The sequence below is a fragment of the Micromonospora rosaria genome, assembly GCF_001567585.1.
GTDB lineage: Bacteria > Actinomycetota > Actinomycetes > Mycobacteriales > Micromonosporaceae > Micromonospora > Micromonospora rosaria.
In genome coordinates this window covers 1-13,964 of the sequence record NZ_LRQV01000158.1, presented here as the reverse complement: position 1 = coordinate 13,964, position 13,964 = coordinate 1, and the positions used below count along the sequence as shown (strand labels likewise).

Genomic DNA, 13,964 nt, shown 5'->3' with positions numbered 1-13,964 from the left:
CCGCGCGGTGGGGCGGGCCGCCGCGTGCGACCCGCCCCACCACCGGTCAGCAGGGGCCGTTGTCGGCCCAGACCTGCTGGCTGTTCGACCCGGGCACGTCACCCTGGGTCCACCACTTCGCCGTCCACCGGCGACCGTTGTGCGAGACCACCGCCCCGCCGGTGTACGCGGTGCCGGCCGACCACGCGGGTGCCGTGCACGCCCCCGAGGTCGGGGTCGGGGTCGGGGTCGGCGTCGGTGAGCCGGTGGGGTTCGTGGTCGGCGGCGGGGAGCCGGCGCAGGGGCCCTCGTCCGCCCAGACCGCCGCGCTGCCCGGGGTCTCGCCCTGGGTCCACCACTTCGCGCTCCAGGTGCGCCCGGCGTACGAGACGCGGGCCCCGCCGGAGTAGGCGGTGCCGGCCGACCAGGCCGGTGCCGCGCAGGTGCCGCCCGGCGGCGTCGACCCGCTCGGGCTCGGCGTCGGCGTCACCACCTCCCCGCCCCGGGCGAGGTCACTGGCGAGGGCGTACGTCTGGCCGCCGAAGGTGAGGGCGAAGTTGGCCGGCCCGGAGATCGGCAACTGGTAGTTGAGGGTCACCTCGGCGTACGACCCGGGGGCGATGGCGGTCGGGACGGTGAGGCGTACCCGGTGGTAGTCGCCCTTGAGGCCGCCGACGTTGCTGCCGGTGTGGCCGGTGGTGACCGTGGTCAGCGCCCAGCCGGACTGCTGGGTGAGGGTCGGCGTGCTGGTCGGGTAGTCGAACTCCAGCGTCGCCCCGGCCGGGATCGGGCTGCCGGAGTTGTTGGTCAGGCGCAGTTCGGGGTTGATCGGGTAGTTGTTGTCGCCCAGGGCGAACCCGCCCATGCTGGCGGTGACGTCGATCGTCTGGGTGGGCAGGGTGGTGGTGGCCCGCCGCGCGCCGTAAGCGGGGGCGGCGGTGAACTTGCCGTGCAGCAGGCTGGTCAGCGTGTCGCCCACGCCGTACTGGCCCTTGGCCTGGTCGAAGGCGTAGTCGCCGGCCAGTTCCCAGATCATCACGCCGCCGATGCCCTTGTCCACCACGTAGTCCGCCTTCGCGCCGAGGGACTGCTCGTCCTCGGTGGACAGGAAGACGCTCTTCTGCGCGTTCCACAGCCACGGCGCGACCAGAGCGGGGGAGTAGTGCCGGGAGTAGCTGCCGGTGAGCCGGTCGGCCGGGTCGGTGCCGGGCGTCAGCCCGTACGCGGACAGGTAGTCGGGGCTGACCCCGCGCTCCAGGTTCTTGGCGTGCCACATCGGGTTGACCCCGGAGGGCACCTCCCGGCCGCCGGCGTCCAGGTCGTGCCAGAGGTTGTCGATGCCGACCGCGCCGTTGCCGCAGGGGGTGGTGGAGCCGATGGAGGCGCCGGTGCCGGGTGGGCACTTCGTCTGGTCGAGCAGCGCGGCGCGGCCCCAGAGCCCGTTGGTGCCGCCGGTGACGTTCTGCCAGCCCCGGGTGTAGTAGGGCACGCCGATGTTGATCCGGCCGGCGGGCAGCGCCCCCCGGAAGTAGTGGTACGCCCAGTCGGTGTTCAGGTAGCCGATGCCGCTGTAGGCGCCGTACACCCCGCCGGCGGCCAGTTCGGCGTCGTCGCCGTTGTCGTACAGGGCGGCGTTGGGCCCGACGAAGTGGTTCCAGGAGCCGTGCAGGTCGTAGGACATGATGTTGACGTAGTCGAGGTACTGCACCGCCTGGTGGGACTCCATGCCGCGCAGCAGCCAGCCGGAGGCGGGGGCGGCGACGGTGAGCAGGTAGTGCTTCCCGTCGGCGGCCGAGGCCCGGTCGAGCTTCTCCCGCAGCGTCTTCATCAGCACCTGGTAGGAGGCGTTGAGCCCGGCGCGCTTGGCGTCGGCCTGGGCGAAGTCGAGCGGGTTGCCGGCCTTGTTGTTCGAGGTCGGGTACTCGTAGTCGATGTCCACGCCGTCGAAGCCGTACGTGCGCAGGAACGTCACCACGGAGTCGGCGAAGGTGGTGATGCCGGCGGTGTTGACCGTGTTGCTGCCGGTGGTGGTCATCCGGTAGAAGCCGCCGGCGTCGACCCGCTGGCCGGCGGCGTCGATGTACCCGCCGGTCTCGGCCCACCCGCCGACGCTGACCAGGGTACGGACGTTCGGGTGCTGCTTCTTGAACGTGTTGAGCAGGTTGAAGTGCCCGGTGTACGGCAGCGTCGGGTCCATCGTGGCGCCGGGGACGCCCGGCCAGGTCATGCTGGTCGCCGGGTTGTTTGGCGCGGCCGGGTCGCCGACGGAGATGCGGTTGTTGGCGTCGACGTGGGCGAACGCGTAGTTGATATGGGTGATCTTGTTCCACGGGATCTGCGAGGCGAGGTAGGCGGGCGCGCCGTTGCGGCCGGTCCGCCAGCTCGTGAAGTAGCCGATGACGCGGCGCGAGTGGCCGTTGGCCATCTTCTCCCGCCCGTCGGTGTCGTAGACGGTGCAGTACGGCACCGCCACGCCCGGGGTCCGGTACAGCCCGTCCGGCCGGCAGGCCTCGCCGTCGACGACGGCGGAGTGCGCCATCGGGGCCACGACGACCGCCATCGCCGTGGCCAGCAGGCCCGCGAGGCCGGCGGCGAGCAGGCCACCTGTTCGTTTCCGCATCGGTCCACCCCCAACTCTTAACAATGTTTACTATTTACGGTGGTGTATGTATACCGGCCGAGGTGGACGGGCGCAAGGCTGGCTTCGGTGGGAGCGGTGCCGGCGGGGGTGTCGGCCCGGCGCGCCCGGGTCGCCGTCGGCGACGACGTCCCTGCCGTTCCTCGTCGCGGTCGCCCGCGCGGGAAAGTCCGGGGCGTCGGTCGGGGCTGCCGGGCAGGTGGCGGGCTGTCCGCCACCCGCCGCTGAGATTCTGTCGGTCGCTCCTGTTAGCGTGCCGTGCGTTGCCGATCATGGCCGATTTCTTGTGAACTCTGGTGAATGTCCTGCTACGGAGGGTGAGCCTGATGGGCTGGCTACCGGTGGGTGACTCGTACGAGATCTCCCTCGTGGACGGAAAGGTGGCGGCCCGGTCCACCGGCCCCCGGGCCACCGGCCGTCCACTGAAGACCCTGCCGACGGCGCTGCGCGACGATCCCGAGGTGGAACGGCTGCGCCAGCTCGCCCAGTGGCTGGACCGGCACGCCGCGCAGTGCCTGGCCCGGGTCGACTCCTGGGTGGTCTCCTCGCTGCCCGTGCCGACCGGGCTGTTGGCCCGGGTCTGGCCGGACCCGGCCTGGCAGGACACGCTGCGCGACCTCGTGGTGCTCGGCGACGACCCCACCGAGACCGGCTTCCTGCGGGACGTCACCGCCGCCGGTGACCTGCGGGTGGTCAACCTCGACGGGGAGACCGTCCGGCTCTCGCGGGCCAGCGCCACGCTGCCGCACCCGGTGCGCCTGCCGGACCTGGCCGAGCTGGCCGGGTTCGCCGACGAGCTCGACGTCAGCCAGCGGGTCGAGCAACTGCACCGGGGCACCTGGGGCCGGCCCGCCGACCTGAAGGACCGGGACACCACGCTCACCGACTTCCAGGGCACCTCGGTACCCGCCCGGCTGGCCGCCCGCGCCGCGGCCCTGGGTTTCCGGGTCGCCGGCTCGCAGGTCACCTGCCGGGTCTGGGAGGCCGGCCACCCGGTCGAGGCGGCGCTGCGCTTCGACGAGGACTACTGGGACTCCGAGGCGACCCTGGGCGCCCTGTCCTGGTCGGTCGTGGCGGGACCGACGCTGCGGTTGACCGACGTCGGGCCGGTGGCCTGGTCGGAGGGGATGCGGATGGCGACGGTCCTGTCCGGGGCCGTCACCGGGACGGAGGCGAGGGCATGACCGTGGTGACGACGACCGTCCCGGGCGGGGAGCACGCCGAGAGCCTGCTGGCCGCCGGCGCGGTGCTGCCGGCCGACACCGCCGGAGCCGGTGACCGGGCCGTGCCCCTCACCGCGCGGGCCTACCGGCACCCGGCCCTCGGTGACCGGCAGGTGGTCCGGCTGGTCGACGCCGCCCTCGGCGAGGGCGAGGACATCGCCGTGGGGTTCCTCGGCCTGACCCCGGCCGCCGAGCCGGCCGTCGTCGGGTGGGGACCGCGCCGCCCGCTGGCCTTCCCCGAGTGGGTGCTGGTCCAGCACCCGGCGGACGGCCGGCACGCCCTGGCGGTGGTGCCGGAGCTGCAGAAGCTCGCCAAGCAGGCACGGTCGCGGCCCAAGGCCGCCCTGGACGGGTACCAGAGCCTCGCCGACCGCTTCGCCCGTACGCTGCCGCACTTCCTGCCGACCTTCTTCGAGCAGGCGGCGCGGGTGTTCCTGGCCGCCGGCCAGGACGCCTACGCGACGCAGCTGTTCACCAAGGCCCGTCGGGCCGAGGCGCAGCACGGCCTGCCGGTCGACCTGGACCGGCTGGACGAGGTCTACGTGGAGTTCGCCTCGGCCTCGGTGGTCTCCGCGACCGCCCTGGCCGGGTACGCCAAGGAACTGTCCGCCCAGTTGCCGGCCGACGAGGCGCTGGACCGGTTCTGCCGGCTGGCGCTGCGGGCCGCCACCACCGGCGTGGTCCCCTCCACCCCGTCGGCCACCGCCGTGAACAGGCTGCTGCGGGCCGCCACCAGGGACCCGGGCCGGTCCGGTGCCGCCGGGGTCGCCGACCGGGTGGCGAGCTACCTGACCGCGCTGCTCCGGCTGCCGGTGGCCGCCGAGGCGCCGGCCGGCTGGTGGCAGGCGCACCTGCCGGCGGTGACCGCCCTGGCCGCCGCCGACCCGGCGGTCCGGGGCAGCCTGCTCGACCTGATGCCCACCGACCGGGACACCCTGGTCACCTGGCTCGCCCTGCTGACCGACACCGGCGCGCTCGCCGGCCTCACCGACCCGGACGCGCCGGCGGCGGCCCGGCCGGCCGACGGCGCCGTCGGCTGGCTGCGCCGCTTCGTGAGCCGGTCCAGCCCCGGCGGCCACCACCGGGTCCGGGTGCCGCAGCTGTACCCGCTGGTCGAGCGGATGACCGACCGGCTGCGCACCGAACTGGCCGACAGCGGCGAGGCGCTCGCCGCCGACGGTGACCTGGACCTGCTCGACCTGCTGCTCACCCTCGGCCTGCCGGTGGCCGTACCCGGGGAGCGGGACACCCTCGACCTGGCGCAGTGGGTCCGGGTCGAGGGGGAGCGGGACCTGCTGGCGCTGGCCGGCGACGACCGGTTCGCCGCGGCCCTGCGCCGGGGTCTCGACCAGCTCGACGGGCAGCAGTCCGCCCTGCGCCGGCTGGCCGCCACGGCGGGTGTCCGGCCGCTGCTGACCGACTGGCTGCGGGACCGGGTCCGCGACCGGTTCGCCGCCGGCCTGCCGCACCTGCCGGGGTCGGTGCAGTGGCTGGGCGCCCTCCCGGTCGAGGCGCTGTGCCTGGTCGTCGACGCCCCCGCCCGGCCCGGTGACGCCGGCCCGGCCGGCGACCTCGGGCCGGCCCTGCACGTCGACCTCGCCGAGCGTGTCGCGCGCAGCCTGCGCGGCGGGCTGTTCGACGAGCTGGGCTGGCCGGCCTGGGAACTGGCCTGGCAGGAGGTGACCGGCGGCGACCACGAGGTCGTCCCGACCTGTCAGGAAGCCTGGCCGTACCTGATCGTGGCCGGGCCGACGACGGTGCGGGTGCTCGACGCCGACGGCATCGTGCTCCGCCACGACCTGCGCATCCCGGCCGACGACATGTGGGGTCAGCCCGGCTACCACTACGTCGACGACCAGCTGCTGGTCTACTGGCGCTCCAAGGAGCTCGACTACGACCTGCGCGGCTACTGGCACCGCGCGCCCGGCGAGCTGCACCCCGTCCGCGGCGTCCGCCACGGGAGCCGGCCGCGCCGCAACGGGATCACCCTGCCGCTGGCCACCGGCGGGCGGACCACCGGCGACGGGGTGCTGCACGCCGGTGACACCGCCGTGCCGGAGGAGGTGCCGGTGATCACCGACGGCACCGGCCACTGGGTCTACCGCCCCGGCGACGACGGCACGCACGGGTGGCGCGAGTACGACCCGGCCACGAACAGCCACGGCCGGCGCAGCCTGCCCCGGTTCCTGGCCGACCTCCCGACCGCCGGGAGCCGGCTCACGGAGTCGGCGAGCTGGCTGCGGCCGGCCCTGTCCGACCGGGCCACCCCGGCCGCCGTCGCGGTGGACGGTCTGCTCGGCTGGCGGGTGTCCACCCTGCCCGACGGCTCGGTACGCGGTGAGGACCTGGCCGGTCGGACGGTCACCGTGGCCCCGGGCCGGGAACCGGTCGCGGCGCTGGTGCTGCCCGGCGACGACCGGCCGCGCGCCGTCCTGGCCAACTTCGTCCTGGTCGACCCGGACGGCGTGGTGTCGGCCGTCGGCGCGGCGTCGTCCGGCCGGGCCGGCACGTCCGCCGCGATCCCGCTGCCGGCGCCGGAGTTCCTCGGCAACCTGCTGCCCCGCGACCCGGCCGGCTCCGCCGCCCTGCGCGGGGTGGACCGGGACACCGCCGCCGACCTGTTCCAGGCCGCCCTCGACGAGCGCCGCGCCGCCCTGGCGGAGGAGGCCGCGCGGGCCGCCCACCCGACGGCGCCCCGGTCCCGGGCGACCGGCACCACGGCGGCTGTCGCCGCGACGGCCGTGACCGGTGCGTCCGGCACCGCCGCCGCCGACCAGGACCGCCCGGACCAGCTCGTCGAGTTGGTCCGCGCGACGGTGCCGGCCCTCGGCCACGACGCGGTGCTGGCCGGCGTGGCCGGGGTGCTGCGGCTGGCCGCCCGGGTGCGCACCGACCTGGACGCGGTGACCGAGCGGCTCACCCGGTCGCTGTCGGCCGCGGCCACGGCCCCGCCGGTGACCGCCGCCGGCCCCACCGACGAGCAGCTCGGTCAGGCCCTGGACGGGCTGCGCGGCTGGGCCCACGGGTCGCGTGGGCCGGCCCACGTCTTCACCCAGTTCCAGGCGTTCGCCGCGCACCGGTCCGCCGCGTCCGACGCCGACGCCGCCGGACCGCTGCACATCGACGGGCCGCCGCTGCCGCGCGCCATGGACTGGTGGCCCCTGCTCGGCGGGGTCGCGGCCGTCGCCTACCGGGCCGTCGTGGCGGTCACCCCGGACGAGCACCGGGAGACGCTGCGTGCCCTGCTCACCGAGCTGGACCAGCTCGACCTGAGCACGGCGACCGAACCGGCCCGGTGGCGCCGGTTCACCCTGCACCTGCTCGACGACGACCTGACCGGCCCGGACGGCTCGCGCCGGCGCCCGCGACCGGGCATCCTGCCGCTGCCCGACGGCGCCTTCCTGGCCGTGCTCTCCGCCAGCGGTACGGCCACCGGCTACACCTTCGACGCCCTGTACCACGACCCGGCCGGCGAGTTCGCCGTACCCGAGCCGTACGAGGTGCGCGCCGTCGAGCCGGTCGGCGACGTCCGGCCGGCGGGCTGGCTGGCCGAGCTGCACACGCAGTGGGCCGCGCACGGCCCGCTGCCGTGGCGGCCGGAGGCCGCCGAGCGCTTCGCCGACCTGACCGGGATCCCCCTCACCGCCGCGAAGCTGGTGCTGGCCGGCCTGCCGTACGTGGACTCGGCCACCGCCGTGCCCACCGAGCTGCGCAAGGCGCTCGGGATCAGGCAGGCCGCCGAGGTGAAGCTGGCCCTCGGGGTGCTGCGGGAGGCCACCGGGCAGCTCCGGCGGGCGGTGCTGTCGGCGCTGGTGCCGCAGGACCCGGCCCGACTGTGGACCGACGGCCCGGACGTGGCCGCCGCCGCGGCCGTCTGGACCGCCGCCCTGGGCCGTCGCACGGCGGTGCCCGAGCAGCTGCTCGCCGAGGCGGTGAAGGCGGTCCGCACTGGCTGGGGCCCCGCGAAGGCCTTGCCGGCGCTGCTCGACCCGGCCCGCTCGGCCGAGCTGAGCACCGACCTGGCCTTCACCATCCGGGGCGACCGGGCCCGGCAGGCCGACGGCGAGGCGACCGGCTTCACCGGCGCGGTGCTGCACGGCACGGTCGCCCTGACCGCCTGGATCGCCCACCACACGCCGGCCGGCGACCCGTGCCGGGCCGCGCTGCCGGCCGTCCTGGGCGTGCTCCGGGACCGACTGGCCAACCCCGGCCTGCTGCTCGACCTCGACCGGTACGTCGGCCTGTCCGCGTTCCGTCAGGTGGCCGGCAGTCCGTCCGAGACCGGGCCGGGCTGGGAACGGTACGGCGCGATCGTGCTGGCCACCTACGACGACCAGCCGTCGCCCGCCCTGCGGCCGGCCCTGCTCGACGCCGACGGCACCGACCCGTACCTGCCGGCGCTGCGGGCGGACGCGGCCCGGCCGTACCCGATGGAGGTGGCGCTGCGGCTGGTCCGCGACCCGCGCTTCGCGGCGCTGCTCGACGATCCGGGGCAGCCGGCCGGCGGCACGGGCGCGGCGGACGGGACCTGGTGGCCGCAGGACCCGACCCGGTCGGTACCCGACCTGGTCGCCGAGGTCGCCGGGGAGCACGGCCTGGGCGCCGACGCGGCGGCGGTGTACCTGATGCTGCTGGCCATGCCGGACCCCACGGACCGCCGGACGGCGACCTGGACCGGCTGGAAGCCGGCCCGGCTGAAGGCGGCCCGCGCCGAACTGGCCGGCACCGGCCTGGTCCTCGCGGCCAGCCGGCCCCGGGCCGGCCGGTCGCTGTTCCTGCCCGGCCCGTGGCTGCAACGCGGCGGCGGGCAGGCGCCGATCGAGGGCTGGAAGGTCGCCCTGTTCGACCTGGCCCCCGACGGCACGGCCAGCCTCGGCGTGACCGTGCCGCTCGAACCGACCGCCGAGCTGTACCGGCGGGCCTGGGGGCGCCTGCGCGACGGCGACGTGCCCCGGCTCGACACCCTGCCCACCCGGGGCGCCCGCCGCTGACGTCGACCGGGGCCGTGGTGCCGCGCCGACCCGTCGGGTCGGCGCGGCACGGACCGGGCGCCCCGGTGCCGAACACCCCCCTTCCGAACACCCCCAACCGCACCAGAGAGATCGAGGAAGATCCGTGTCCGTGATCGAGCACGTCCATTCCACCGAAGCGGCGGAGGATGCCGCCCAGGTCCTCTCCGCCGAGCAGCGCCACGCCGAGGAGCTGGCCTTCCTGGCCGCGTACGACGACGGGGCCCGGCCCCCGGGCTGGGCGCTGACCCCGCGCGCGGTGGTCACCTTCATCCAGGGCAGCGACGGCGAGGCGTTGCCGCTGCCCGCCGACCGGCGCGCCGGCCCGGCCGGCATGGGGCTGCCGGCCAGCATGACCATCGCGCCGAAGTTCGTCGGTGAGCGGAGCCTGGTCGAACGGTGCGTGGTCACCCTGGCCGGCGAGCGGGGCCTGCTGCTGGTCGGCGAGCCGGGTACGGCCAAGTCGATGCTGTCCGAGCTGCTCGCCGCCGCGGTCAGCGGCACCAGCGCGCTGACCGTGCAGGGCACCGCCGGCACCACCGAGGACGCCTTCCGGTACGGCTGGAACTACGCGCTGCTGCTCGCGCAGGGGCCGACGCCGCAGGCGCTGGTCGACTCGCCGGTGCTGACCGCGATGCGGACCGGCCGGGTGGTCCGGATCGAGGAGGTCACCCGCTGCCTGCCCGAGGTGCAGGACGCGCTGGTGTCCATCCTGTCCGACCGGCGGATGAACGTGCCGGAGCTGGCCGGCAGCGACGACGGCCTGATCCGCGCGGTGCCCGGCTTCACCGTCATCGCCACCGCCAACCTGCGGGACCGGGGCGTGTCGGAGATGTCCTCGGCCCTCAAGCGCCGGTTCAACTTCGAGACCATCCACCCGATCGCGGACGCCGACACCGAGACCGACCTGGTCCGCCGGCAGGCCACCGCCGCCGTGCAGCGCGCCGGCACGGCGTACACGGTGGACGACGCGGTGCTGGACGCCCTGGTCACGGTCTTCCGCGACCTGCGCTCCGGGCGCTCCGGCGAGGGCTGGGACGTGGAACGCCCCGGCACGGTGATGTCCACCGCCGAGGCGGTGCAGGTGGCGGTGTCGCTCGGCCTGGCCGCCGCGTACCTGCCCGGCGGGGACCCCCTCGACCTGGTGCCCGGTCACCTGCTCGGCGTGGTGCGCAAGGACGACCAGAACGACCACGCCCGCCTGCTCGGCTACTGGGACGGGCCGGTGCGCCGTCGCGCCGAGGACGGCTCGGCGATGTGGCGTCGGCTCTGGGACCTGCGGGAGAGCCTGCGGTGACGACCTTCTCCGCTGCGTCGACCGGTGCGCCGGCGGCCGACCCGCGCGCGTCGGTGGACGCGCTCGCCGCGTCGGTCCGGCCGTACCTGATCGGGGTACGGCATCACAGCCCGGCCCTGGCGGCGGTGGTCCCGGCACTGCTGGACGCCGCCGGGGCCGAGGTGGTCTGCGTCGAGCTGCCGGCCGACTTCCAGCACTGGCTGCCGTACCTGTCCGACCCGGCCGCCCGGGCCCCGCTGGCCCTGGTCGGCAGCCACGGCGCGGACGGGCCGATGGGCTTCTACCCGTTCGCCGACTTCTCACCGGAGCTGGCCGCGATCCGCTGGGCCCGGCAGCGCGGCGTCGAGGTGGTCTGCTGCGACCTGCCGTTGACCGACCCCGGCTGGACCACCGACCCGGGCGCCGACCCGGGCACCGACCCGGGTGCCGATTCCGAGCTGGGCGTCGACCCGGCGAGCGGGCCCGACCGGGGGGCCGGTGCGCCGGCCACCGGGCCGCACCGGTCCTACGCCACCGCCCTGCGCGCCAGCGGCACCGGCCGCGACGGCGACGACCTGTGGGACCGGGTGGTCGAGGTGCGGGCCCCGGGCTGCCCACCCGAGGCGGTGCGCCGGGCCGCCCTCGGTGTCGGCTGGGCGATGCGGACCGACAGCGCGGGCGGCGACGGGGTGCCCGCCCAGGACCTGGCCCGGGAACGGCACATGCGCCGGGTGCTGGCCGAGGCCGGCGCCGACGGCCGGCGGGTCGCCGCCGTCGTCGGCGCCTTCCACGCCCCGGCGCTGGTGCCCACCGCCACCGAGGCGGTCATCCCGGCGTCGACCAGCGCCCCGTCGACCGTCGGGCCCGGTGCCGCGCCGACCGCCGGGGCCGTGGTCGGGTCGACCGCCGGGGCCGGGGCGACGCGGACCGTCGCCGCGCCGGCCGGTGCGCCCCGGTCCGCGTCGACCCGGTCCGATCCGGGTGCCGGCGCCGCCACCACCTCCCTGGTGCCGTACGCGTTCGACCTGCTCGACTCCCGGTCCGGCTACCCGGCGGGAATCCGCGACCCGCGCTGGCAGCAGCTCGTCCTCACCGCCGCCGGTGACCCGGAACGGATCCGGGCCGCCGCCGCCCGGGCGGTCACCGACCTGTGCCGCGAGCTGCGCGCGGCCGGTCACACCGCCGGCACCGGGGAGGCCGCCGAGACGGTACGGCTGGCCGACGACCTGGCCCGGCTACGGGACCTGCCCGCCCCCGGTCGGGGCGAGGTGCTGGAGGCGGTGACCACCGTGCTCGGCCAGGGCGAACTGCTCGGCCGGGGCCGCGCGCTGGCCACGGCGCTGGAGACCGTCCTGGTCGGTACCGAACGGGGCCGGACCGCCCCCGGCACCCCGCGTTCCGGGCTCGGCCCGGCGGTCGAGGCGGACCTCACCGCGCTTCGGTTGCCGAACCCGGACAGCCCCAAGCCCCGCGAGGTCCGGCTGGACCCGCTGCGCACCGAGCTGGACGGCCGCCGGGAGACCCTGCTGCAGCGCCTGCAGGTCTGCGGTGTCGGGTACGGCGAGGCGATCGCGGTCGCCGGCACCGGCGACGGTGCCGCCCTGACCACCCGCTGGCAGGTGGCCTGGACCCCGTCCGTGGCGGCCCGGCTGGACCTGGTCGGCGTCCGTGGGGTGACCGCCGCGTCGGCGGCGGCCGGCACCCTGCGGGAGCGGTTCCGTCGGCAGGCCGCCGACGGCGGCCCCACCGCCGCCCACCTGCTCACCGGGCTGCGCGACGCGGCCCGGTGCGACCTGCCCGATTTGGTCGCCGACCGGCTCGACCTGGCCGCCTCGGTGCTGCCGGGCACCGGCACGCTGCCCGAGCTGCTGGCCGCGCTGGACCTGCTGGAGGCGCTGCGCCGGGAACACCTGCCCGGCACCACCGCCGAGAGTCGGGGCCGGGCGGCCGAGCTGGCCGTCGTGCTGCTGGACGCGGCGGTCCGGGGGCTGCCCGGCCTGGCCGGCAGCGACGCCCCCGCCGACGCCGCCGCCCTGGTCGACCTCGCGGTGCGCGCCGGTGAGGAGCGGATCGGCCTGCGCCTGGACGAGGCCCTCGACCACCTGGCCCGGACCGGCTCGTCGCTGATCCAGGGCGCCGCCCTGGCCGCCCGGGTGCTGCTCGACCTGACCGACCCGCCGACCCTGGGCGCCCGGGTGGCCGGCTGGGTCGACGCCGCGACCGGGCCGGAGAGCCGCCGGCACCTGCACCGGCTGCTCGGTGGGCTGCTCACCGCCGCGCACCCGCTGCTCCAGTCCGCCCCGGCCGCGCTGGACCCGCTGCTGGACCGGATCGAACGGCTCACCGACGCCGAGTTCCTGGACCGGCTGCCGGCGTTGCGCGGCGGTTTCGACGTGCTCACCCCGGCGGCCCGGGAGCGGATCCTGGACACCGTCGCCGACCGGCTCGGCGACCGGCTCGACCTGACCCTGGTCGCCCCGCCCGAGCTGCTGGCCCGCTGGGCCGCCGCCGACGCGGCGGGCCGGGCCGCCCTGCTCGCCCGGGACCTGCCGATCCCGGACACGCCGACCGGTCAGGCCACCGCCCCGACCGGCACCGCCCCGGCGGCGCCGGGACCGGCGGCCAATCAGCTCGCCGCCACGGACCGGTGGCGGCTGCTGCTCGGCCGTCAACCCGACCGGTTGCCGGCCGACGCCCGCCGCTACGCCCGCGCCCTCGACGAGCTGTACGGGGCGGGGCAGGGCGAGGGCGCCACCGATCTCGGCCAGGCCGCCGGTGGCGGCCAGGAGGCGTCCTTCCCGACCGCGCGGGAGTGGGCGGCCGAACTGGAGGCGCTGTTCGGTACGACGGTCCGCGAGGAGGTCATCGCCCGCGCGGCCGAGAGCGGCCGTACCGACGTGCTCGCCGAACTCGACCCGGCCGCGGTACGCCCCTCGATGGAGCTGCTCACCTCGGTGCTGGCGCTGGCCGGTGGGCTGCCCGAGGGGCAGGTGGCCGCCCTGCGTCCCCTGGTCCGGCGGCTGGTCGAGGAGCTGACCCGGCAGTTGGCCACCCAGCTGCGCCCGGCGGTGACCGGGCTGGCCAACCCGCGTCCGTCGCGCCGCCCCGGTGGCCGGATCAACCTCGCCCGTACCCTGCGGGCGAACCTGGCGCACACCCGGCGGCTCGGCGACGGCCGGACGGTGGTGGTGCCGCAGCGCCCGGTCTTCGACACCCGGGCCCGGCAGACGGCCGACTGGCGGCTGGTGCTGGTGGTCGACGTGTCCGGCTCGATGGAGGCGTCGGTGGTGTGGTCGGCGTTGACCGCCGCCGTGCTGGCCGGGGTGCCCACCCTGTCCACCCACTTCGTCGCCTTCTCCACCGAGGTGGTCGACCTGACCGACCGGGTCGACGACCCGCTGTCGCTGCTGCTGGAGGTCCGCGTCGGCGGCGGTACGCACATCGCCGCCGGGCTGGCCCACGCCCGCTCGCTGGTGACCGTGCCGAGTCGCACCATCGTCGCGGTGGTCAGCGACTTCGAGGAGGGCTACCCGCTGGCCGGGCTGCTCGGCGAGGTCCGCACCCTGGCCGCCTCCGGCGTGCACCTGCTCGGCTGCGCCGCGCTGAACGACAAGGGCGTGCCCTGCTACTCGGTGCCCGTCGCCGGGCAGCTCGTCGCGGCCGGGATGCCGGTCGCCGCGCTCAGCCCCCTGGAACTCGCCCGCTGGGTGGGCGACCGCATCCGCGGAGGATCACGTTGACGCAGCACCCTCCCCTCGTCGTGGACGCCGACCGGTTGCCGCCGGTGTCGCCGCAGGTCGCCGCCGAGGCGGTGGCGGCCCTGCCACCCCGGCTGCACC

5 protein-coding genes are annotated in these 13,964 nt (G+C 76.4%); 4 read left to right on the top strand and 1 reads right to left on the bottom strand.

Going from position 1 to position 13,964, the window contains the following annotated elements:
- Positions 1 to 46 precede the first annotated feature (46 nt).
- Positions 47 to 2,599 (bottom strand): glycosyl hydrolase family 18 protein, encoded by a 2,553-nt coding sequence (locus AWW66_RS27945; protein WP_067372417.1) that lies wholly within the window; start codon positions 2,597 to 2,599, stop codon positions 47 to 49.
- Between the two features lie 344 nt (positions 2,600 to 2,943).
- Between AWW66_RS27945 and AWW66_RS27940 the strand changes: the two genes are divergently transcribed.
- The 4 genes from AWW66_RS27940 to AWW66_RS35710 all read left to right on the top strand — a co-directional run bounded on the left by AWW66_RS27940 (position 2,944) and on the right by AWW66_RS35710 (position 13,865).
- Entirely contained in the window at positions 2,944 to 3,801 is an 858-nt protein-coding gene (locus AWW66_RS27940; protein WP_067372422.1) for a DUF4132 domain-containing protein, read from the top strand.
- A complete protein-coding gene (locus AWW66_RS27935; RefSeq protein WP_067372414.1) occupies positions 3,798 to 8,831 on the top strand; it encodes a hypothetical protein in 5,034 nt (1,677 codons plus the stop codon). Before AWW66_RS27940 ends, AWW66_RS27935 begins: the two co-directional genes overlap by 4 nt.
- Before the next feature lie 124 nt (positions 8,832 to 8,955).
- A complete protein-coding gene (locus AWW66_RS27930; RefSeq protein WP_211272133.1) occupies positions 8,956 to 10,146 on the top strand; it encodes an ATP-binding protein in 1,191 nt (396 codons plus the stop codon).
- Positions 10,143 to 13,865 carry a vWA domain-containing protein gene (locus tag AWW66_RS35710; protein WP_067372411.1) on the top strand — a complete coding sequence of 1,241 codons (3,723 nt, stop codon included), beginning with the start codon at positions 10,143 to 10,145 and terminating at the stop codon, positions 13,863 to 13,865. The genes AWW66_RS27930 and AWW66_RS35710 overlap by 4 nt, the downstream gene beginning before the upstream one ends.
- Positions 13,866 to 13,964 lie beyond the last annotated feature (99 nt).

What these genes read in the sequence shown, in the direction of transcription:
- AWW66_RS27945 (WP_067372417.1), bottom strand. Translation starts at nt 2,599, where the DNA reads ATGCGGAAACGAACAGGTGGCCTGCTCGCCGCCGGCCTCGCGGGCCTG.
- AWW66_RS27935 (WP_067372414.1), top strand. Translation starts at nt 3,798, where the DNA reads ATGACCGTGGTGACGACGACCGTCCCGGGCGGGGAGCACGCCGAGAGC.
- AWW66_RS27940 (WP_067372422.1), top strand. Translation starts at nt 2,944, where the DNA reads ATGGGCTGGCTACCGGTGGGTGACTCGTACGAGATCTCCCTCGTGGAC.